The 21,794-nt window shown below is 39.7% G+C and carries 17 protein-coding genes; 7 read left to right on the top strand and 10 right to left on the bottom strand.

Going from position 1 to position 21,794, the window contains the following annotated elements; translation table 11 throughout:
* Nucleotides 1-163: 163 nt before the first annotated feature.
* The gene (locus FDK13_RS18990) at nucleotides 164-2,116 is read right to left on the bottom strand and encodes a sigma 54-interacting response regulator (protein WP_137341598.1); all 1,953 of its coding nucleotides are present in this window, start codon (nucleotides 2,114-2,116) and stop codon (nucleotides 164-166) included.
* Between the two features lie 33 nt (nucleotides 2,117-2,149).
* A complete protein-coding gene (locus FDK13_RS18985) occupies nucleotides 2,150-4,408 on the bottom strand; it encodes a tetratricopeptide repeat-containing sensor histidine kinase (protein ID WP_137341597.1) in 2,259 nt (752 codons plus the stop codon).
* Between the two features lie 322 nt (nucleotides 4,409-4,730).
* Here FDK13_RS18985 and FDK13_RS18980 point away from each other — a divergent pair, with 322 nt between their 5' ends.
* Together FDK13_RS18980 and FDK13_RS18975 are read left to right on the top strand one after the other, a co-directional pair.
* Nucleotides 4,731-5,516 (top strand): alpha/beta hydrolase, encoded by a 786-nt coding sequence (locus FDK13_RS18980; protein ID WP_137341596.1) that lies wholly within the window; start codon nucleotides 4,731-4,733, stop codon nucleotides 5,514-5,516.
* A gap of 48 nt (nucleotides 5,517-5,564) precedes the next feature.
* The gene (locus tag FDK13_RS18975; RefSeq protein WP_137341595.1) at nucleotides 5,565-6,575 is read left to right on the top strand and encodes an alpha/beta fold hydrolase; all 1,011 of its coding nucleotides are present in this window, start codon (nucleotides 5,565-5,567) and stop codon (nucleotides 6,573-6,575) included.
* A 117-nt stretch (nucleotides 6,576-6,692) separates the two neighbouring features.
* Here the strand turns inward: FDK13_RS18975 and FDK13_RS18970 are convergent, their stop codons facing one another.
* Nucleotides 6,693-7,145: an NUDIX hydrolase gene (locus tag FDK13_RS18970; RefSeq protein ID WP_137341594.1), complete on the bottom strand. Its 453-nt coding sequence runs from the start codon at nucleotides 7,143-7,145 to the stop codon at nucleotides 6,693-6,695.
* A gap of 16 nt (nucleotides 7,146-7,161) precedes the next feature.
* Nucleotides 7,162-7,767 (bottom strand): alpha-ketoglutarate-dependent dioxygenase AlkB family protein, encoded by a 606-nt coding sequence (locus FDK13_RS18965; protein ID WP_137341593.1) that lies wholly within the window; start codon nucleotides 7,765-7,767, stop codon nucleotides 7,162-7,164.
* A gap of 217 nt (nucleotides 7,768-7,984) precedes the next feature.
* Between FDK13_RS18965 and ligD the strand changes: the two genes are divergently transcribed.
* On the top strand, nucleotides 7,985-10,690 hold the full coding sequence (gene ligD / locus FDK13_RS18960; protein WP_137341592.1) for a DNA ligase D: 2,706 nt from the start codon (nucleotides 7,985-7,987) through the stop codon (nucleotides 10,688-10,690).
* Between the two features lie 165 nt (nucleotides 10,691-10,855).
* Entirely contained in the window at nucleotides 10,856-11,272 is a 417-nt protein-coding gene (locus tag FDK13_RS18955) for a hypothetical protein (RefSeq protein ID WP_137341591.1), read from the top strand.
* A 498-nt stretch (nucleotides 11,273-11,770) separates the two neighbouring features.
* Here FDK13_RS18955 and FDK13_RS18950 read toward each other — a convergent pair whose 3' ends face one another.
* On the bottom strand, nucleotides 11,771-12,127 hold the full coding sequence (locus FDK13_RS18950; protein ID WP_137341590.1) for a hypothetical protein: 357 nt from the start codon (nucleotides 12,125-12,127) through the stop codon (nucleotides 11,771-11,773).
* 318 nt (nucleotides 12,128-12,445) lie between these two features.
* Here FDK13_RS18950 and FDK13_RS36425 point away from each other — a divergent pair, with 318 nt between their 5' ends.
* A complete protein-coding gene (locus tag FDK13_RS36425; protein WP_262711821.1) occupies nucleotides 12,446-12,580 on the top strand; it encodes a hypothetical protein in 135 nt (44 codons plus the stop codon).
* A gap of 375 nt (nucleotides 12,581-12,955) precedes the next feature.
* Here FDK13_RS36425 and FDK13_RS18940 read toward each other — a convergent pair whose 3' ends face one another.
* The 4 genes from FDK13_RS18940 to FDK13_RS18925 all read right to left on the bottom strand — a co-directional run bounded on the left by FDK13_RS18940 (nucleotide 12,956) and on the right by FDK13_RS18925 (nucleotide 20,042).
* On the bottom strand, nucleotides 12,956-13,879 hold the full coding sequence (locus tag FDK13_RS18940; protein ID WP_137341588.1) for an oxidoreductase: 924 nt from the start codon (nucleotides 13,877-13,879) through the stop codon (nucleotides 12,956-12,958).
* Nucleotides 13,880-14,040: 161 nt separating this feature from the next.
* Nucleotides 14,041-14,937 (bottom strand): helix-turn-helix domain-containing protein, encoded by an 897-nt coding sequence (locus FDK13_RS18935; RefSeq protein ID WP_137341587.1) that lies wholly within the window; start codon nucleotides 14,935-14,937, stop codon nucleotides 14,041-14,043.
* Nucleotides 14,938-14,993: 56 nt separating this feature from the next.
* Nucleotides 14,994-18,197: a ligand-binding sensor domain-containing protein gene (locus FDK13_RS35485; RefSeq protein ID WP_170982845.1), complete on the bottom strand. Its 3,204-nt coding sequence runs from the start codon at nucleotides 18,195-18,197 to the stop codon at nucleotides 14,994-14,996.
* Between the two features lie 927 nt (nucleotides 18,198-19,124).
* Complete coding sequence (locus FDK13_RS18925; protein WP_137341586.1) at nucleotides 19,125-20,042, bottom strand: AraC family transcriptional regulator; 918 nt, start codon at nucleotides 20,040-20,042, stop codon at nucleotides 19,125-19,127.
* Between the two features lie 192 nt (nucleotides 20,043-20,234).
* On the opposite strand from FDK13_RS18925, the gene FDK13_RS18920 reads away from it, so the two are divergent.
* The gene (locus FDK13_RS18920; RefSeq protein ID WP_137341585.1) at nucleotides 20,235-21,173 is read left to right on the top strand and encodes an SDR family NAD(P)-dependent oxidoreductase; all 939 of its coding nucleotides are present in this window, start codon (nucleotides 20,235-20,237) and stop codon (nucleotides 21,171-21,173) included.
* A gap of 42 nt (nucleotides 21,174-21,215) precedes the next feature.
* Here FDK13_RS18920 and FDK13_RS18915 read toward each other — a convergent pair whose 3' ends face one another.
* The gene (locus FDK13_RS18915) at nucleotides 21,216-21,458 is read right to left on the bottom strand and encodes a hypothetical protein (protein ID WP_137341584.1); all 243 of its coding nucleotides are present in this window, start codon (nucleotides 21,456-21,458) and stop codon (nucleotides 21,216-21,218) included.
* Nucleotides 21,459-21,578: 120 nt separating this feature from the next.
* Here FDK13_RS18915 and FDK13_RS18910 point away from each other — a divergent pair.
* On the top strand, nucleotides 21,579-21,794 hold a 216-nt coding region (locus FDK13_RS18910), incomplete at its 3' end, for a transposase (RefSeq protein WP_137341583.1).

Genomic DNA, 21,794 nt, shown 5'->3' with positions numbered 1-21,794 from the left:
CATACCACATATTTAAATTACTTACTTACAGATATTTAAACCAAAAACGCAATCATTTAAAAACGATATTTCGTTATCTCCCGGACAAACAAACGAAATAAAATTGCTTTTTAAATTCCTTTAATTTCTCGTAGCATTTATCCGAAAAAATTTGAAAATTTTTCTAGGAAACAAATTCTCTTTTGATTCCCAGCTTTTTCATTTTTGAGCCTAACGTTGTCGGTGGAATATCCAGTATTTCAGCGGCTCCAAATGCACCACGGATTCGGCCGTTACATTTTTTAAGTACAGCGATAATGTGATCACGCTCATTTTCAAAAATAGTCTTCATCCGTCCGTCTTCTTCCTGACTGGTTGTTTTTTTGGTTCTCATCAAAGGCAGTGTAGCGTCCTCAATGACCAGCCCTTTGGCAAGCAAAACGCTTCTTTCGATTAGATTTTCCAGTTCGCGGATATTTCCCGGCCAGTCATAAGCCAGCAGATTTTTCATTACGCGATCCGAAACACCGGAAATTTTTCTTCCTGTTTTCCGACTATAATAACGTATAAAATGGTCGACAAGCGAAGGAATATCTTCTTTCCTCTCTGACAAAGATGGAAGTTGTAAAGGAAAAACATTTAACCGGTAATACAGATCAAGACGAAATCTGCCTTCTGCGACTTCCTTTTCCAGATTTCTGTTCGTAGCCGCGATAATCCGGATATTAACTTTGATCGTAGATTTCCCTCCTATGCGCTCAATTTCTTTCTCCTGCAAAACACGCAGAAGTTTCACCTGCATTTCCAAAGGCATATCTCCTATTTCATCCAGGAAAATGGTTCCGGTATCTGCCTGTTCAAACCGTCCGACCCTTCTTTCTGTCGCGCCTGTAAAAGCACCTTTTTCATGGCCAAAAAGCTCGGATTCAATTAAATTGACAGGAAGCGCAGCACAGTTTACTTTTACGAACGGCTTCCCTTTTCTGGAAGAAAGTGCATGAATACTGTCAGCAATCCTTTCCTTTCCGGTGCCGCTTTCGCCCGTTATTAAAACCGAAGTATCACCCGGCGCCACCTGATTGATCAGATCAAAAACATTCAGCAATAAATGGCTTTGCCCCACAATCCCATCAAAAATAGTGACTGACTGACTTTGAGACGAGATTTCTGGAGGAAAAGCTATATCAATTTCCGATGGTGGCACCGTTTCAACTTTCAGCATATTTTGCACAGACTTTGTCAAAACAGATTGTATTCGATTACACAGCGCCACATGCTCTTCCGCATAGGTATCATTTCTGCGGCTGTAAAACGAGAAAAAAAAGATTTTTCCTTCATCAGAAATCTCGGGCAGCGGAAAAATCAACACCGCATTCATGTGAAATGTATCGGCAATAACTTTACGCATAGACGGTACACTGCAAAGTTTTTTAAAAGACGCCCCGTTAAAAAAAGTCACTTCGGGACCAACAACCGTTTTTGTCTGTGAAGAGCTCAGCTCGTCCATTTTCAGGTTCGCAACCATTTGCAAACCTTCCATGCCCGTAACCTGGTATTCATTAAAACCAATTCTTAAAAAGAAAAGGGCATTATTAGACATAAATTTCCCCTCTCCTGAGTAACCGGCCACCATGTAGTCAAAAGGAATAAGCGGCTGCAATGCCTGGGCAACTTTCAATAATTTTTGCTCCCAACCGGCCTTTTCACTATTAATTTCGGTAAGTTGTTTTTGAAAAAAGGATTCCTTTCGAAGTCTTGATTCAAGCCCGTTTTCATGATGATATTCCGCTATTTGCAATGCAACAAGTAAATCTTTTTCTCTAAATGGTTTTACCAGAAATCCGTTGGGATGCGTTGCTTTTGCTGCGTTCAACACCTCTTCGTTGGAATTTGCGGAAAGATAAATAAACGGGATATTGCTATCCCGAAGCTTTTCGGCAAGTTCAATACCTGTTCTTTTCCCTGTCAGAAATATATCCAGCAAAACCAGATTTGGCTTTTCCGATTCCACGAGTTCTTCCGCCTGATCCACCGACCGCGCGATACCGCAAACACCATAACCGGCTCTTTGCAGCATTAACCGAAGGTGATTTGCCTCAATAAACTGATCTTCAACAATGAGTATTTTCTGGTTCATTTATTCCGTTAAGATTTAGGAGTTGGGTATTTTTCAGGCAATAGATTCTGCATGAGCTTCGGGCTGATATATAAAACTAATTCTGATCTCTGTCCCTTTCTGGCTGTTGATAACCAATTTACCATCAATGTCATCACAAAGTCCCTGAATAAGGGCCAGTCCGAACGTGCTGTTTTTCTGTATATCAAAATCATTATTTATCCCTATGCCATTATCAGAAATGCTGAGAATAAAATTTTCAGGCATTGTCTGTTCAAGAATGATCGTAATAATTCCGCCTCTGTCGCCGGGAAAGGCATATTTTATCGCATTCGTAATCGCTTCATTAAGAATAAGCCCAAGCGGAATGGAGTAGCTGATATTCATTTCAACACGCTCGATCTGAAGATTAAATATGATCGACTGCTTCGAATCGAAAGAATCTTTCAGGTATTCAACCATTTCGTGTACATAGGAAGAAATGTCAATTGTAGACATATTTTCGGTCTGATACAATTTCTGGTGAATCATGGACATGGATTGTATCCTGTGCTGACTATCGCTTATGGCCATTTTTGCTTCATCCGTTTTTAAAAATTCAGACTGAGAATCAAGCAATCCGGCAACCATATGCAGATTATTTTTCACCCGATGATGAATTTCCTTGATCAGCCACTCTTTTTCGATTACCAAATGACTCAGCGAAATATTTTTCCGGTTGATCTCTTCCTGCTGAACCTGCATGTTGTGATTGATCTTCTGATTCAGCCGGTAGCTGTTGTATAGCAGCGAAAGTATGACCAGCAGCATCGCAATACTGACCAGCGTTATTTTCTGAACGAGCGAAGCCTGTTTAAGCATTCCTGTTTGCAGCTGCGATTGCCTGGTCAGCAGTTCAATATTTTCATCTTTTTTTTCAATATCGTAAATTACTTCAAGTTGACTTATTTCCTGTATTTTAGTCTGGTTAAAAACAGAATCTTTTAATGAATTGTACTCCTGATAATTTGCCATGGCTGCAACGTAATTCCCTCTGGCTGAGTCCAATCTGGATTGCCATAAAAAATTGGCATATTTACTTTTTCTGTTATTCGATTTTTTCGCCAGTTCCAAATGCAACGGCAGATATTTCCCGGATTTTGCATAATCCCGCGCTGCCAGGTAAAATGGAATAATGATACTGTAAATTTTGTTAAGCATCTCTTGATTGGATGAAGACTTTGAGGCAATTTCCAGTAAATCATCACAATACTTTTCCGCCTTCACATTTTGTTTCAGCTGTATTAAAGTTGAAATAAATACGGGATCGACCATCATTCGTGCCTTGTTACTTACGACAGGATATTTTTTTACAATATCATTTAAGAGTTTCAAGGATTCAGATTGCCTGTTAAGTCTAATCAATGTAAATGCTTTATTGGAAGCTACTTCATAAATCGATTCCAGATCTTTGAATTCTTCGGCAATTTTCAACGAATGCGAATAATATCTCTCGGCTTTTTCAAAGTCCCCCAAATCAAAATAGGTCATTCCTACACGATTGTAAATGGTACACTGCTGCAAGCTTGTATCGTGCACTTTTTTTGCAGTATTAACCGCCAGCAAACCATATTTCAAACCCTCCCGCGGAGATCCCAAATCTGCATAAACCCGTCCCAAAAGATCATAAATCCCTTGCAAATGCGGATAATTAATAGATTTATAAACTCGCAAAGCATGCTTTAAACTTCCCAAAGCCTGGGCCAGATCATCCTTTAACAAATACAAATCACCTATTTCTTTCAAAACGTGGCCCTCTTTTTCCTTAAACCCTGCCTTTCGAAAATAATACAACGATAACTGGTCAAGTCTGATCCGTTCATTTAATTCTTCATTTAACATTGAGTAAAAACCCGCAAGGGAAAAATAACTCTCCGCCATTAAGATATCATCTTCATGTTTTTGAAAATTATCCACGGCTTTAAGAGCATATACTTTGCCCTGAATAAAATTATTTTTTTGAGGAAAAATCCACGATGAAAGTAAATAAGCATGGCCGATCCCTTTGAAATAACCAAGCTTCCCGCTTAAATTTTCAGCCGCTCTGGCGTAAAAAATCGCACTATCAAGGTCAATCGGCCTTCTTTCAAGTCGGTGGATATAGTGATAACTCAGCTCTAATAGAAGTGTTACTTTGGATGTATCCGGCTTGCTATTTTTTAAACGTAATAAAAGAGGTACCGCATCTTTGACAACGTAATAGCTAGGAACATCCGCAGACGCTGTCCAGGTCAACAGAAAGAAAATGCAAAAAACAGGAATGAATTTCAGCATAACGGTAAGAGTATTTATGCATTTCAATCATAAAGTATACCAAAAACCAGGAAAAATTGTCCGAATTATTAACCGGCACTGTAATCTGTGCTAATTTGCTGATGTAGACATAGTAATATTAAATAAAATCATTGAAATTATTATTATACGTCAACCTTCAAATTACTACCTGGTGCCGTCAAACTTTATTTCGTCTGTTTTCTTCATCAAAAACGATATATCGTTGCATTTTTTAACATAAACACGACAACTAACTGTAATATAACCGTTTACCAGCAGGGCATACATTTTGGTCTTTATCTGACAAATCAACTTAGCCGATATGAAAGTCCTTCCTTCTAAAACGATTCTGTTTATTACCGGAGCCTTTGTCAGCAATGTCTGCTGGGATGAATGGAAAACTTATTTTGAAAATAAGGGATACCGGACGTTGGCTCCCGCCTGGCCCAATAAAAATGCCACGGCGGAAGATCTTCGTAACCGCCATCCTGATACGCTGGTAGCCTCCATGCGGCTATCCGAACTTATAGAATACTATGCAGAGATTGCTTCCGATTTACCGGAAAAGCCCATTTTGATAGGTCATTCCATCGGTGGACTTATCTGCCAGATCTTGTTACAGCGTGATTTGGCAACTGCGGCGGTCGCGATTCATTCCGTTCCCCCGCAGGGCATTATTACATTTCAATTATCATTTCTTATTGCCGGCTGGGGGCCGCTGGGATTTTTCACACCCGTAAATAAAAGTTTTCTGATGTCTTTCCGACAATGGCGATATGCTTTTACGAATGGCTTATCAATGGAAATTCAAAAAGAAGGATATTACAAACTGGCAATTCCTGAATCAAAAATGGTTGTGCGGGACACCATTACCAAAATTGCCAAAATCGACTTTGAAAAGCCGCACGCTCCTCTCCTGCTGATTTCAGGAACGGCCGATCATACCATTCCGGCTTCGCTGAATTATGCCAACTACACCCGGTATAAAAGCAGCGGTTCCGTTACGGACTATAAAAAATTTGAAGGCAGGACACATTTTGTGCTGGGTCAGGATGGCTGGCAGGAAGTTGCTGATTATGCGCTTAAATGGTTGCAAAAGCAGAACTGACTTAACTTTTAAGCACCAATTATATTTCACATTTATCAAATCCATCTTATGAAACCAGCCACCTTTCACCGGAAAACCATTGCTCCAGGCAGAAGATTCCCATCCCTTTATCTCTCACTTTTCACCTTCTTTTTTTTCACCTTTTTCATTCCCGAAAAAGAAATCAAGGCAGCCGTTTTTGATCATAAACATAACCCGGCAGATACTAAGCCGGCGGATCCGCCAGTGAATTTCAAACATCAGACAGCCGTTGTGAACGGTGTAAAAATTCATTATGTCATTGGTGGAAAGGGTGAACCTTTGCTATTGGTGCATGGTTTCGGCCAAAACTGGTTTATGTGGAACAGGCTTTTACCCGAACTTTCCAAACATTTTACCGTTATCGCACCGGATTTGCGCGGCGTAGGAGAATCCGACAAGCCGGAAAGCGGTTATGACAAAAAAACGATGGCAACCGATCTTCACGAGCTGATGAAAAAGCTTGGATATAACAACATTAACCTGGTTGGTCACGATATAGGTTTGATGGTAGCCTACGCTTATGCCGCTCAATTTCCCTCCGAAGTAAAAAAAATCGCTTTGCTTGATGCGCTACTTCCTGGAATTGAACCGGTGTGGAGCCAGGTTTCCGCAAGCGCCTGGTGGTTTGGATTTTTTGGATGGCCAGCATCCGGGAGTATTGTTAATGGTAAGGAAAGAGAATTCCTGACTAATTTCTGGCCGATGGTTGGTCATGTTAAAGAACCTTTTACCATACAGGAAACAGATGAGTTCGTACGCGCCTATGCAGTTCCCGGCGGTACAACAGGAAGTTTCCATTGGTTTGGTGCATTTAAACAAGATGCGATTGATAATGTTGAATTTGCAAAAAAGAAGCTTCCCATGCCTCTGCTCGCGATGGGCGGGGAATATTTCGCAGCTGCATTTTTAAAAGAACATTCTTTATTGGTAGCAACAAATGTAAGTGAAGTCAAAATTATGGGTTCAGGGCACTGGGTTGTGCAGGAAGCAACAGATCAGGTTCAAAAAGGTTTGCTTGACTTTTTCCTTGCGAAATAGCCTTCTTTTTTTGTCAGGATAATTGCTAAAATGATGCATGAAAAATTTAAAGATGAAACAGCTCCTCTCTTTTTCATGCATCATTTAGCTTTATTCTTAATAGAAAATAGTGATTTACTATATCAAAGTATTAAGCTCATTAAGCAGCAGGATCTGCCGTTCATTAATCTTTAATTTTGCTTCTTCAATCGTAAACCATTCCCCTTTATCATTTTCCGGAAATTCTTTCATTTTTCCTGAATTGGGCGGCCAGATCATTTCAAACGTATTACTCACAATATTTTCCGCATCAATATCTCCTTCGATAGCCCAGGCATGTACTACTTTTCCACTTTTTTGTGTGATAGGTTTCAGCTGAATAAATTCTCCTTCCGGTGCTTTCCCGGTCTCCTCTTCAAACTCTCTTTTTGCCGCGTCAATAGCTGTTTCAGTATGATCAAATTCACCTTTTGGAATAGACCAGACACCGAGATCCTTTTTTGCAAAAAACGGCCCGCCGGGATGCACCAGGAAAACTTCGGGTTCTGATTTTATTCTGAATAACAGGATTCCTGCGCTTTGTTTGGCCATTCTGATTTTTTGGTTTTTATATAATTGAACGAAAAGTAAGGTTGATCCTTTCGTTATTTAATTTTTTCGACTTCGGAATCCGGTGTTCCCAATTGTGCTGCAAATCACCTTTCATGATCAATAAGGAACCATTTTCAAGGCTTAGTCCATACTTTCGGCTGTGATCCGTTTTATGACGAAACTCAAACTGACGCGCTTGTCCGATACTCACAGAAGCAATGTGGGGATTAATACCCAGTTCCTTTTCATTGTCGCTATGCCAGGCAACCGAGTCATTTCCATCCCGGTAAAAATTCAATAAAACACTATTAAAGGGAAGTCCCGTTACTTTCTGGATTTTTTCTTTCAAATTGTATAACGCCAAAGTCCAGGGTACTGGGTCAAATCTTGTGCCTGAAAATTGATAGGATTTATTGGAATCTCCAAACCAGGCCGTCAATCGTGGCGTGATCACTTCTTTTCCAAACATCTGAATTATCTGCTGTCGCCACGGGACTTCTTTAATGAGCTGATGCATAAGCGAAATACCTTGCTGAGGTGCTAAAAATCCCGGAAAATATTCCAGCAGATCCTCAGGAAAACTCAGACTTTCGTTCGCATCAAAAAGACTTAACTGCTGCATAATGGTTTAATTTTCGATTAGTCCTTTCAATTTTATTGATAAAGTCATTCCACTTCTTAGCTCAGGCATATTTTTTGTTTCAATCATCAACATACATTTAATCGAAAAACAAAGTTTTCAAGCAAAAGTTACCCCATCCGGGCCAGCAAATTCAATGTTCCCCAAGCGGCTCTGCGATGTGGTCAGAATCAAATCCGAATCTTTAAATATACCGACCATGACATTAGTTAAGTATAAAGAAAAGAGATTGTTCAACAAGACGCCGGAGCCAACGGGAGGCAAGTCGAAAGCTGCTTCCTTGCGTTATGTAATCCAGAAACACGCAGCCTCTCGTCTCCATTATGATTTTCGTCTGGAAATGGACGGCGTATTAAAAAGCTGGGCCATACCCAAAGGACCATCTACCGATCCGGCTGTAAAAAGATTGGCGATGATGGTGGAAGATCACCCCTACGACTATAAAGATTTTGAAGGAATAATTCCGGACGGCAACTATGGAGCAGGAACCGTTATGGTTTGGGACGAAGGAACTTACGAACCAATTGAACCTGTAAAGGGACGAGATAATCAGGAAAAAAAATTATTGAAAGAGCTGCAATCCGGCTCACTGAAATTTATCCTTCATGGCAAAAAACTGAAAGGAGAATTTGCCCTGGTAAAAACCAAAGGCATGGCTGACAATTCCTGGCTGCTTATCAAACACCTGGACAAATTTGCCAGCGACGAAAATATCACGGAAATGAATAAGTCGGTAGTTTCGGGAAAAGACCTGGACAAAATTACCGCAACGAGTGAAAACATTTATGGTTCGGATGAAGAAAAAGAATCTGAAAAAGAGGAAAAACCTGAGTCAAAAACGGTTGTCAAAAAAAAACTAAAAAAACAGATTGATCCTGATAGTACAGAGGTTCCGGAAGCAGATATCGACGTTGAAAAAGTTTTAAAAAGAACTAAAAAAGAGAAATTCCCAGCCTTCCTTACGCCCATGTTAGCGACTTTGGTTGATAAACCTTTTGACGACCCGGGCTGGGAATATGAAGTAAAATGGGATGGATACCGCGCATTGGCCTTTTTGAATAAATCTGAAACTGAGCTTCGGTCCAGAAATAATAAATCGTTTAATGACAAGTTTTATCCGGTATTTAATGCTGTCAAAAACTGGGGAATAGAGGCCGTTATTGACGGTGAAATTGTAGTTGTTGATGATAAGGGAATTTCCAATTTCAATTCACTCCAAAACTGGCGCAGCGAAGCGGACGGGCAACTTTTGTATTATGTTTTTGATGTGCTTTGGTTAAATGGGAGAAATCTGATGGAGCTGACGCTCAAAGAACGGAAGGCAATTCTGCAAACATTGATTCCGGAAGACGGCATCATAAAAAGTGGATTCAGCATGGATGCCCGAGGTGCTGAATTTTTTAAAGTTGCCAAAACAATGGGACTGGAAGGCATTATTGCCAAACGTTCCGACAGTGTATATTATCCAGGCGACCGCTCAAAAAACTGGTTAAAAATAAAAGTTCAAAAGCGTCAGGAAGTAGTCATTGCCGGTTATACCCGCAATAAAGGAACCTCCAAATTATTCAGCGCTTTACTTTTGGGTGCTTATCAGGATGGAAAATTGCGGTATGTTGGTAAAGTCGGGACAGGATTTAATAACAAACAGCAGAAAGAAATCCTTACACTATTTAAGCCGCTGACCACAAAGAAGAGTCCTTTTGAACAAATTCCGGATTACAACAAACCGTCCCGCTTCAGGCCAAATCCGCCGGATGCGTCGGCAACCTGGCTTGAACCAAAACTGGTTTGTGAAATCAATTTTGCAGAAATCACGGAGGAAGGCGTTTTCCGCCATCCTTCATTTGTAGCTATGCGTGAAGATAAAGATCCAAAAGATGTGGTAAAAGAAATAGAAGTACCAACGGAGGAAGTGGTTAAAAACTTCGCAAATGAAAAAGAAATGGTATCTATCATTAAGACACCTGAAAAATCAGACAGAAAAACTTTGTTAAATCCAACAGAGAAATCGCAGGCAAAAAAAGTGAATGGCAGAGAACTGAAATTCACAAATCTTGACAAAATATTCTGGCCGGACGAAAAAATTTCGAAACGCGATATGCTGAATTATTACTATCAGGTTGCACCCTACATTTTGCCATATCTGAAAAACAGACCACAATCGCTTAACCGTTTTCCGAATGGTATTACGGGTTCGAGTTTTTACCAAAAAGATGTAACCGGAAAAGTGCCCGATTGGGTTGAACAATTCCCCTACCGATCTAATGATGACGATCAGGAGAAAAATTATATGCTCTGCAACGATGAAGCCAGTTTGCTGCTAATGGTCAATATGGGCGCTATTGAAATAAATCCTTGGAGCAGCACGGTGCAGAAACCAGACAATCCTGATTGGTGCATTCTGGATCTTGATCCTGATAAAACCAATACTTTTGAACAGGTAATCGAAACGGCCAATGTCATTAAAGAGATTCTGGATAATGTCAAAGTTGCCTCCTACTGTAAAACTTCAGGCTCAACGGGAATTCATATTTACATTCCGCTTGGCGCAAAATATGATTACGATCAATCCCAATTATTTGCCAAATGGGTTGCTTCCAGTGCCAATGAGACGTTACCTGATTTTACAAGCATCGAAAGAATGACCAAAAACAGGAAAGGAAAATTATATATCGATTACCTGCAAAACCATCCGGCCGCAACGCTGGCAGCACCTTATTCTTTACGGCCAAAACCCGGTGCAACGGTGTCTATGCCGCTGCACTGGACAGAGGTAAAAAAAGGATTGCAAATGAAGGATTTTACGATTGTAAACGCGCTTGAAAGAATAAAATCAGAAGGTGATATTTTCAAACCGGTATTGGAAAAAGGTATTGACCTGGAAGAGATTTCGGAGCAGTTGTAATTTTGAAATAATGGCATAATACAAAATCATGGTTCAGAAATGGGCCATGATTTTTGTTTTAGGATCAAATAAATTTGCTGCACGCCAAAGAAAGATCATATTATTTACATCTATATCCCAACCATTTTGCGCCGGTTGTAGTCTCCTCTAAAAACAGACCTAATCATGAAAAATCTTTTATTGTATTTACTATTAATGATGGCCGGTATTAGCAGCTGCCATGATAAGGTAACTCCTCAGGGAGAATATACCACAAATGTTTCAGAAGCAAAAAAATGGATTAACGGTACCTGGAAGCTCACCGCAGCAATGTATCAAGTCCCCAATAAGACTATACCGAACGTACAAATGGTTATTTCCGGCAATCAGATAACACTTCTGCAAGACGGCAAACAAATTGATAACGTTGATTTTGAGATTGTAAAAACCGATAATACTCTGCAACTCAAAACCAACGCCCAACCCGGACCTGATAACTGGTATTTACGCAATCTGGATTTACAAATTTCAACTAGTTCAATGTTTCTATATATTTATAACCTCGCAGATGGCCCGGGCTACACTTTTAAAAAGATAAAATAATTTTGTTTGAAACACTGAAATTAATAAAGTGAACTTGGCATCTTTGGGACCAAATATATCGCCCTTTCAGGGTTTAATCTAAGTTATTTCAAACATCATTTCTATAATAATGTCATCCTTTCAGGATTATCATCTCCGAAACATATCGCCCTTTCAGGGCTGGGCCGAAGCTATTTCAAATATCATTTCTATGATAATATCATCCTTTCAGGATTATCATGTCCGAAATATATCGCCCTTTCAGGGCTGGGCCGAAGTTATTTCAAACATCATTTCTATACTAATGTCATCCTTTCAGGATTATCATGTCCAAAATATATCGCCCTTTCAGGGTTTAATCTAAGTTATTTCAAATATCATTTCTATACTAATGTCATCCTTTCAGGATTATCATGTCCGAATATGCCACTTTTCAAGTCCGAAGGACTGATATTATTGTAGAAAGGTCAGACCGCCCCTATTATTTTAACCACGAAGTGGTGACATAACCTCCGACCATTACTGCTTATACTTTTTAGTAAAATACAAACCACCCAAAACCGAAGCAGGCGCAAAAACCAGCATCGCAAGAATCTGCGTCCAATGATTACCATCAGATTTGAACATTGAAAACGCTGCAAAACCGGCTATGATAAAAGCCAGAATATAATTTAGTTTTACATCTTTTGTCCCGGAAATAAGTTGAGTAACCACACCTGCGGTGAATGAAAAAATCGCGCCATAAATCACTGAAAATATCATAAAAAGCAACGTCGGATCGGCATGAGGTTTTTGTCCGGAAAGTTTGAAAAGTGCAAGTGATGTCACAACAAAAGTCGCGTAACCACCGATGATACTAATAATTTTTCGGATCATATTTTCTTGTCTTTCTACCTATTAAATAATATCAATTTTGCGCGCAGTAAAATAAAAAAATCAATTTCCCGGATCACTTCCCAATGCCGTAATTTCTGCTTTTTTGAGATTTTTATTACCTTTGCATTCATAACAACCAAAACGCATTCCTAAATGTAAGATATAATTTCTTTCAGAAAAATAGACGGCGCCGCTACAAGGCTGCCATAATTATTCATTCTCAAAAGAAAGAAATTATGCTCAGGCTCTTCTATTGAAGACAAACTGACTGCGTTACGGGAAATTCTAAATGGCAATGTAACAGAAAAAAATCTGGCATTGCCCGATAACGATTGGGCCATTGAAGAACGTTCAAAAGAAGCGTTAATGCACTGCAATCTGGAATCTTTCGATTTGAATCAGAAAATGGATTCGCTTAACAGCGGACAAAAGTATTTCTGGCCGGAATCCTGATCCATGCTCCTGAAATTGTTTTACTGGATGAACCCAACAACCATTTAGATACGGCAGACAGAAATATTCTTTATGATTATATTAAGTCCACTACAAACACGCTGTTAGTAGTAAGCCATGACAGAACTTTGCTGAATCTTCTTCATAAAGTTTTCGAGCCTGGCAAACAGAGAATAACCGTTTACGGTGGTAATTATGATTTTTATGCAGAACAAAAAAGGATAGAATCAGAGGCTTTAAATCAGGAAAAAGCCGAACTTCCGAAAATTTCCATGAACACGTTAAGAAATAATGCCGAGAAAAGTACAAATCGCATCAGGGATAACTAACCTACGTCACTTATAGAAATTTCACGATCACAACTTCACGCTTTTATCAATTAACCAATGGAAATTGTTGCCCGGTAAATCGCTCCGCCAGCGACCACAATTTCCGGTTAACAGATTCATTTAAAGCAACCTGATCAATTTCTGCCTGAACCGGAAACCCTCTCAATCCTCCGTCCTGATCCGGCTGATAAAATCCACCTGCGATAACGTCCGGTGAAGTTGCCGCAAATAACGACGACAATGCACCTTGCCAGGGCTCCATCAGCGGCCCCATTTGTTCCACGGCCGCATCATATGCTTCCTCGCTCATGTGCCTTGCCAGTCCGGTATTGTTGGCTCCCGGCTGCGCAATCAAAGACAATACATTACTTCCCGCAGCCGTTAATTTTCGCTGCAATTCAATTCCAAAAATCGTTGCAGCTAATTTACTCTGGCAATATTCCCTCGAAGCGTCGTACGATTTTTCCGACTTCAAATTCTCAAAATCAATCTGACCATGCAGATATGCTATACTGCTTAGTGAAATAATCCGTGAGCCGGCAGTCGTTGAAAGTACTGGATACAAGTACGCAGTCAACGCAAAATGACCAAGGAAATTCGTGCTAAATTGTAGTTCAAAACCTTCCGCCGTTTTAGCATCCGGCGGATTTGCTACACCGGCATTGTTGATTAACAGATCCAGCCGATCATGATTTTGCAGGAATTTTTCAGCGAAAACCTTTACAGATTCCAGGCCCGACAAATCAAGCAGATTTATTTCAAGAGAACCTTTACAGCGTTTTTCCTGCATTTTTGCTAATGCTTCTTCCGCATTTTGTTGATTTCTGCAAGCCAGTATTACGTGTGCACCTGCCTCATATAATGCGCGCGCGGTTTCAAAACCTATACCGATATTGGCACCGGTTACTATAACAGTCCTGCCAGATTGATCTGTGCTATTTTCGTTTGTCCGGTTGTTTTCGTTTTTCATGATTTCTGCATTTTTTAAATCCCGGGATTATAAGCCCCTATTTGCCAATACAAATTTACCAGCTCCCGGAACGCAGAACTTATGCCATTCAAATACTTACTTATGAAATCAAAACATGCCCGGAAATTATTCGCAGTCTATACCATGAAGAAAACTGCAATCTATATTAGCACAGATTGTTTACGGAATTGATTGGGAGACAACCCTGTCTGTTTCTTGAAAAAGATATTAAAATTGGAGGCATGCTCAAAACCCAGACAGTATCCGATTTCTCCGATATCCCAGCTGCTGTGCCGGAGCAGATCTTTGGCTTCTTTTATAATTCTTGTTGAGATAATTTCGGTCGTAGTATTTCCGGTAGTTTCTTTGAGCGCACGGTTCAGGTGATTGGTATGAATGGCCAAACGGTTTGCAAATTCATTGGCATTTTTAATATCGAGGGAATGCTGAGGAGAAAGAACCGGAAATTGTTTTTCCAGAAGATCCATAAAAAGCGTGCTGATCCGCGCCGCCGAATTTCCCGAATTTTGCTCCTTCAGCGGCTCAATTTTAAGCGCTTCATGCATGATAATCTGGATGTAACTCCGCAGCAGCTCATATTTATGTACATAACCGGAATTCATTTCCGTGATCATCTGCTGGTAAATACCCGACAACAATTTGATGGTTTTTTCATCCGCAACCAACACATGGTTTCCCTCAGCATGAAAGAGCGGCGACCTCGAAAGACTTTCCGCTTTGAGCTGATGGCTTATAAAATCCTCGGTAAACAAACAATGATAGCCGCTGTCGTTTGTCGATAACGGCTTCCAGGAATAGGGAATCATCGGATTAAAAAAAACCAGGACGCCATCCTTAAGATGAAAAGTTTTGTCTGCAAAAGAAAGAATCCCTTCTCCCTTAGTCACCAGCGAAATCTTGTAAAAATCACGTCGGCTATGAGGTAATGGCGTTACGCCACAAAGGTCTTCGGTCCTGTAAACCGTAAACTTGCCAGGATCAGAATTATCATGTAATAGCCGTTGGTGAAAAACGCTCGCTGTCTCTTTCATTTTCATAATACAATAGTATGAAAATCAAACAACAAAAAATATTCTTACAATCTAATGTACTATTATTTAAATATCAAATGAAAACTGGTGACATTGGATTGTGTTACTCTCAGACCGACACCAACAAGCGCCGCAATCTCCTTGACAATCAGCAGTCCCAGGCTTGTTCTTGTTTGTCCGGGAAGTGCTGACAACGTTACATTTTCCTTTTTCGGTGCATTGATCATATCCTGTATTTCCTTTGGCACGCCCACAGTTGTATTGGAAATCACAAGTTCTCTTCCATTTTCGTTATTGATATTAAAATAAATTCTGATCTCTCCTTTCCGGGTAAACTTTGCGGCATTGTCAATCAGGTTGTGGATCATGATCCCGAGCATTTGATAATCACAATAAACCTGGGTATCATCACTGATTTCGTTCCTGAATTGCGAACCGTTTTCAGTAATCATATTTTTGAAAATTTCCAGCTTTTCATCCACCAGCAGTTTCAGGTTTATTTCTTCAAAATGCAGGCTGTTTTCATACACATGGGCCTTGATATAATCCAGCAGCCCACTCAGCAAGCTGCTCATACTTCGGGAAGAATCGGAAATTATTTCACCCAGCATTGCCACATCTTTCAATTGGCCTTTTTCTATTAATTTGGGAATATTCCCGGATGTAAGCCTTATAAAATTCAGCGGCGACTGGATATCATGCGTCATGGAAGTCAACAACCGGGAAAGCATGTGCACTTGCTGCGACATTTCATTTTTAGATTCTTCCAGATCCTTCAAAGTCTCGTTGAGCCTTGTGGTGCGTCGGGTTACCACTTCTTCCAATCTGGCATTTTCGACTTGTACATTTCTAAGCTTCCATATAAAGTAAATGTAAATGGCTGCAATAAACAGCATCACCATCAAAACATTGGCCCACCAGGTTTGATACCATAAAAGCGGTACAATAAAATATACCTTTTTGATCGTGTAATTATTTATTCCGAAGCCATTTAGTTTTCTGACGATCAAGGTGTAATTTCCAGAGTTTAAATTGGAAAATTCTATTTTGAAAGCTTTTTCATCCACAGGGATCCAGGCTCCCGGATTTACCGCAGCATTTTCCCTGACCAGGGCATATGAAATTTTGAGATTGTACTGATTCCCAAAATAAGCCGTCGAAAAATGCAGCTTTATTTGTTCAGGATTTAACGGAAAGCGAATCGTATCGCCCGAAACAGGTAATATTGATTTATTTACCTCAGCCCTGTCTAATAGTATGTGTCCCGTCGATTCGGCATTACCGATTTTCTCAGGTTGAAACCAAACCAATCCGTTTAGTGACGGTAAAGAAAAATAATGATTGGAAAGTTTGACTGCGCAGGGCTCACAACCACCGTTGAATTCATTGGTCTTAAACCCCTCGTCCATGGAATGATAACTGTAAAACAACTCCGTATCCGGATAATCAGGATTGACTTTCAACCCCTTATCGCTTATTGCCTCTTGTGCAAATGCCAATAAGTCCCTTTGGGAAACCTGAAAAAGGCCTTTGTTTGTCGGGATCCAAAAATAACCCAGATTATCAGGAATAATATAGTGAGGACTGGCAAGGTACCGGTTTATATCCAGAGGAAATGTTACCAGCTTACCGCTTTCCGTTAAAAGCATGAGCCCCTTTTCAAGTGCGGTCAACCAGATATCTTTTTTTTTATCAATATATATACTCTTTATATGAACCCCCTTTGTTCCCTCCACCATTTTCTGATTTTTCGTATGAATATCAACGGTATACAATCCGGATGGCGTTCCTACAACCAAACGGTCAGCCGAGAGATTTTTTATGACGGTAGTATTGAAAAAAGGCTTTCCCAGAAATAATACGGGGCTTGCATTGGGATCATCAAGGTTTATAGTAAATAATCCTTCTGCGTCAGCTCCCAACCATAATTTATTCCTTCCATCCTGATAAATAGTTTGAATGTTATATTTAAAATTCCATGTATTTAAGACCTTTTTATTCTTCTCATCCAGATGAATCAATATATTTCCCCGCTTAGTCCACAGCGTCCCGTCTTTATCTTTCACCAAAATAAGTTTATCCGCAGCATTGGCATTGGATAGCACAGACAGTGACTTTTCGGTTACCTTACCTGTTATAAAATTCTTTCCTACAATTTTTCCGTTAGGTGTCAGTATATCATTTTCTCCGTAAGGCAGTTGTGCATAAAAGACGTTTTCCCTGAAATCTCCGTTAATATTCAGTGTTAAAAACTGATGTTTACTTAATACAAAAAGGCCTTCTGTACCGCTTCCCAGGAAAATTTTTCCGGTTGCCTCATCCTGATAAACTTCTTCTATCCCTTGCGAAATCAGATCAAAATCTTCGACCAAAAGTTTGGTAGTTAGCCGTTTACCACCAAACCCTCCGTCCTTTATTACATCCAGCCTATATAAATATTTATCTAAATAAAGATAAACCTGATCCGCCACATTGTTCCAGTAAATCTTAATTTGTATTTTTTGCCCTTTGTACAACGGATGCTTGATGATATCTCCGGAAAGCGGCTGGTTCAGTATTCTATTTTCTGAAAAACTTTTAAAGCCCTTGCTGTCATCATTAAAATAGTAAAGATTATCACCAATCGTAAAATAATTCCAAAGATTATTGACCGGATAATCATAACTGTACTGTTTTTTCCAGTCGGAATAAAAAGTAAATTTCTTATTATCGCAGATAAAGAAATCATTATCTCCATTCCCCGTCCGCACCAGATATCGGCCAGGCTTGTGCATTGTATTAATAAAATTCGGTAAGCCGGTTGATAAAAACAGATCGGAAGTATCGTTCCTTAAAGGTTTAAAACGATTTAAATCCTGATTGTAATAAGTTGTATCACGGGAAGCTTTTCCATTCTCAATTTTAACAGCTTGACCACCTAGAAAATAAACATAACTCACAGCGTTTCTTCCATGCACATAGGCAGCTTTCTCACGACCCGGCTTCTTGTTTCTCAGCGCAGGTTGAATAAAAATGGAACGCGTATTGGTAATATCAAGATTAAAACGGTTGAAAGTGTAAAACCGATTTCCATCGTACCGTACCAGGCCGTCTTCGGTACCCATCCAGATATAACCTTCGGAATCCGCAGCTATGCTCTTGATACTGTTTTGAGGCAGGCCATTGTCACCTGTGTAATGTGTGACTGTGTAATTTTTTTGGGCATTTACCTGCTCCGTGTGCAGATAAAACGAGAGGATAATCAGAATAAGCAGAACTTTTTTCATAACGTTTCTTTTTTTAGAGGAGGCTGGTATGTAACATCTGGATACGTTTATAGTCGACAGTTCATCTACAAATCCGTCCTATATTCTACGCAGGTTTTGTAGAAAGTCACTATAAACATAGAATTTTCTCTAATTATTTAAGAAACGTTGAGTTCTGCGCGCCGTAGTATTCTTATCATGTACTTTATCAAAATACAGCAAATAACAAGCTGACAATTTCTTCGGCTCCGATAATGGTATTCAGTGATTCGAGGGGCGAATGATTTCGCGGGAAGATGATTTTAATATGATCACTTTTTCCTTCCGCAATATTCAGTTTTATCTGTCCCGTATTTCCCGTAAAATGATAAATTCCATTGGAGATATTGCTTTTTTTGACGTAGTGTTTTTCGACTAACAGCCACTTGTGACGTAAAAGTTGATCTAAGATTAAAAAAATATTACAAGTCAAAACTTTTCAATCCCGGTATTTTAACGAGTTATACCTCGTGTATAACTCCCAAACAGGCCTGGTCAGGCGGCATAACGTAACGCACAAACTAAATAAGTTAAAAATCAATTTATTCAGGTGACGGACCAATTACCGATATACCCGTAAAATTTCTACAAAAATGATATAGAAATATTTCTAAATTTTATTAAACGGTAAATCCGTATGAACGCTTTTGCCCGAACACAACCAGCAATCTGCGTAAGATACGCTTACCAGTAACGGAATCAATGTAAGTACGGGTTGAATCAAAAACACTTTTCTGATGATTCGGGAAGGTGTTTTCTTGTTTTGATATGTCTGGTAAATATCATAAATATCAGACCGAATCACTAATTATGCTGTAGTGCAGTTGGCAGTCGGCTTTCAGATTAACGCCCGGAACAATATTTTAGCTGAATACTCATAACAGATGGCAAAGAAAATCGTGGCACTGTCTAATGCAAAGACTTTTTTTCCTGTTTAAAAAAGGACGGAGTTTGATTGACTTTCAATTTAAATATCCGGCTAAATGCTGCTTCTGACTGATAACCTACTTTCAGGGCCACTTCACTGATTTTTTCATTACCCTGTGCCAAGATTTCTTTTGCCTTCATCATTCGCCAGTTTGTCAAATACTCCAAAGGCGTTTCTCCAACCAGTTTTTTAAAAGCTATGCAAAAGGAAGATCGGGACATTCCTGCGTGTCTGGATAACTGCTCTATCGTCCAGTTTTTCTCGGGAGCATATTGCATCATTTTTAATACGGAGCTGATCCTTTCGTCGTTCAGCGCAGAAAGAAAGCCGCCGCCATCTCCCGACTGTTTCAGGTAAGCACGGATAATATGGATAAATATGGCATCAGCAAGACTGTTGATTATTTTCCTGCTTCCGGGCTGCTCCTGATCAAGTTCATTAAAAATCAGGTCGCAAGTCATCCTGAGCCAGCTATTCACGCCCGGCTCCAAATTATTAATATGAATCACTTTTGGCAAATCCTTTAAAAATGGGTGTCCGGGTTTGTCTTCAAACGCAAAATGACCGCCAATCATAATGGTTTTCTCACCCGCACCTGAAAATAAATGATTACCACTGTCCCGCGCTTTCAGGAATTCGGAGGAAGGAATTCGTTTACTATCGGCGCTGTCAGCTATCCAGTGAGCAGCTCCGTTGGGTACTAAAACGGTATCGCCTTCTTTCATTTCAATCATGGATTCACCGGGAATTGTGACTATGCACTTTCCCTTTACCAGCCGCCAAAACTGCGCATTATTATCATCCGGCAGCGCTATACCCCAGGGTGCCGAGAAATCTATTTTTTCATATACAACACCTTTATGTTTTATGATTTCCAGAATTTCGCTCAGTGCATCCATTGATAAAATAGTAATCGGTTGAGCAAATATACGATACCTATCAATGCAAATCGTCCTGAAAATTTTCAGTTTCGAATAAAAACATTCATACGATCAAGCAGGTAAAATAAATTTTCTGGCAAGTCGAAATCATGTACTCTGCTTAATTTTGTCCTGAAATTACATCCGCCAAAATATATCAAAAACTAAATTATGAATAAATCAATCATGATAACCGGCGCTAATTCCGGTATCGGGAAAGAAACAGCAAAGCAACTTGCCATGCTTAATGGAACCGAAAAAGTATACCTCGCATGTCGTAACGAAGACAAAGCACGACAGGCAAAAAGCGACCTCGAACAAAAAACAGGAAAAAGCACTTTTGAAATTATCATGATGGATGTCGCCGATCCGGAATCTGTCCGCCTGGCGGTAAAATCTTTGAAAAATCCAATAGACGCACTCATTATGAATGCCGGCGGTGGCGGAAAAAATCCAATGAATTTGACTAAGGATGGCGTCACGGAGATATTTGCAGCCAATGTGCTGGGTCATGCCGTTTTACTTGAAGAACTGATCAAAAACAACAAATTAAAAAGGATAGCGCTATTTGTTGGCAGCGAAGCGTCACGAGGAATACCAAAAATGAAAATGAAACTTCATCCATTGCAATCATCCTCTGTGGAAGAATTTGAAACAATCATGAACGGTTCTTTTTTTGACGACAAAAAAGCAGACGGAATGATTATTTACGGACAGGTAAAATATATAGGCGAAATGTGGTTGGCGGCCATGGCAAGAAAACATCCCGGAATAAAAATGATCAGTATGAGCCCGGGAAGCACACAAGACACCCGGACGGCGGATACATTTTCGCCGGTTTTCAGGTTTTTTTACAACAATTTGCTGATGCCCTTCATTTTTCCGCTGATGGGTCTGTCGCATTCACTGGAAACGGGCACTAAAAGATTGGTGGATGGAATAACCAATCCGTTGTATAAAAGCGGCGTATTTTACGGTAGTGAAGAAAATGTGTTAGTTGGGCCGGTTGTAGATCAAAGTACTATTTTTCCTGATTTAAAGAATGAGGCTTATCAGGATAATGCTTGTGAAGCGGTACGACGGCACTTTAATGACGGTGTTATGGAATAGAGTCCCTATTTACAGGTTTGTATGAATCAAGCCAATCTTTTATCATAGTTCCTTTATCATTTTTATCATCGTCGCTAAACTGTCTTTTTTTGGGCAATCCGCTAACCAGCTCTCCATCATGCTGATATCAAGCTGTTTCAACTGGCTTTCATCCATTCTGAGATCTTCCAAAAGATACCCGGCAGCCGAAATTTTACTTCTCAATATCACCCCGGGAGTAGCAACAATTTTGTCACAAACGGCTTTTTCAGGAGTAGCCATAAGCGCAAACTGCCTGTCACCCAAAACTACACTTTTGATACCAAAACTATAATATGGTAAACTAAGAGTATGTTTTGGATTGTATTAAACTAACAATGAGAGCCAGTCGTTAAACTTGTTGAATCTCACCTCAAACAAGTTTTAATGAAAACGAATTTCACAGAAATGACTGACTCTCAATGGCAATTTGTAGAAAAAATAATTGACAACAAAAGATCAAGAAAACATTCCTTGCGAACCATAGTAAATGCCATATTATGGTTAAATGAAACTGGTGTTCAATGGCGGAATATAGATAGCAAATATCCTGCTTGGCAGACAATTTACTATCATTTTAGGCAATTTAAACTACGTGGGATT

The sequence above is a fragment of the Dyadobacter frigoris genome (assembly GCF_005280585.1).
Lineage (GTDB): Bacteria > Bacteroidota > Bacteroidia > Cytophagales > Spirosomataceae > Dyadobacter > Dyadobacter frigoris.
Note: the sequence above shows the minus strand (reverse complement) of the source record. Positions and strands in the feature narration are given on the sequence as shown.

Bases quoted from the DNA above. Each gene is read 5' to 3' on its own strand.
- FDK13_RS18990 (WP_137341598.1), bottom strand. From the start codon at position 2,116: ATGAACCAGAAAATACTCATTGTTGAAGATCAGTTTATTGAGGCAAAT.
- FDK13_RS18985 (WP_137341597.1), bottom strand. From the start codon at position 4,408: ATGCTGAAATTCATTCCTGTTTTTTGCATTTTCTTTCTGTTGACCTGG.
- FDK13_RS18980 (WP_137341596.1), top strand. From the start codon at position 4,731: ATGAAAGTCCTTCCTTCTAAAACGATTCTGTTTATTACCGGAGCCTTT.
- FDK13_RS18975 (WP_137341595.1), top strand. From the start codon at position 5,565: ATGAAACCAGCCACCTTTCACCGGAAAACCATTGCTCCAGGCAGAAGA.
- FDK13_RS18970 (WP_137341594.1), bottom strand. From the start codon at position 7,145: ATGGCCAAACAAAGCGCAGGAATCCTGTTATTCAGAATAAAATCAGAA.
- FDK13_RS18965 (WP_137341593.1), bottom strand. From the start codon at position 7,767: ATGCAGCAGTTAAGTCTTTTTGATGCGAACGAAAGTCTGAGTTTTCCT.
- ligD (WP_137341592.1), top strand. From the start codon at position 7,985: ATGACATTAGTTAAGTATAAAGAAAAGAGATTGTTCAACAAGACGCCG.
- FDK13_RS18955 (WP_137341591.1), top strand. From the start codon at position 10,856: ATGAAAAATCTTTTATTGTATTTACTATTAATGATGGCCGGTATTAGC.
- FDK13_RS18950 (WP_137341590.1), bottom strand. From the start codon at position 12,127: ATGATCCGAAAAATTATTAGTATCATCGGTGGTTACGCGACTTTTGTT.
- FDK13_RS18940 (WP_137341588.1), bottom strand. From the start codon at position 13,879: ATGAAAAACGAAAACAACCGGACAAACGAAAATAGCACAGATCAATCT.
- FDK13_RS18935 (WP_137341587.1), bottom strand. From the start codon at position 14,937: ATGAAAATGAAAGAGACAGCGAGCGTTTTTCACCAACGGCTATTACAT.
- FDK13_RS35485 (WP_170982845.1), bottom strand. From the start codon at position 18,197: ATGAAAAAAGTTCTGCTTATTCTGATTATCCTCTCGTTTTATCTGCAC.
- FDK13_RS18925 (WP_137341586.1), bottom strand. From the start codon at position 20,042: ATGGATGCACTGAGCGAAATTCTGGAAATCATAAAACATAAAGGTGTT.
- FDK13_RS18920 (WP_137341585.1), top strand. From the start codon at position 20,235: ATGAATAAATCAATCATGATAACCGGCGCTAATTCCGGTATCGGGAAA.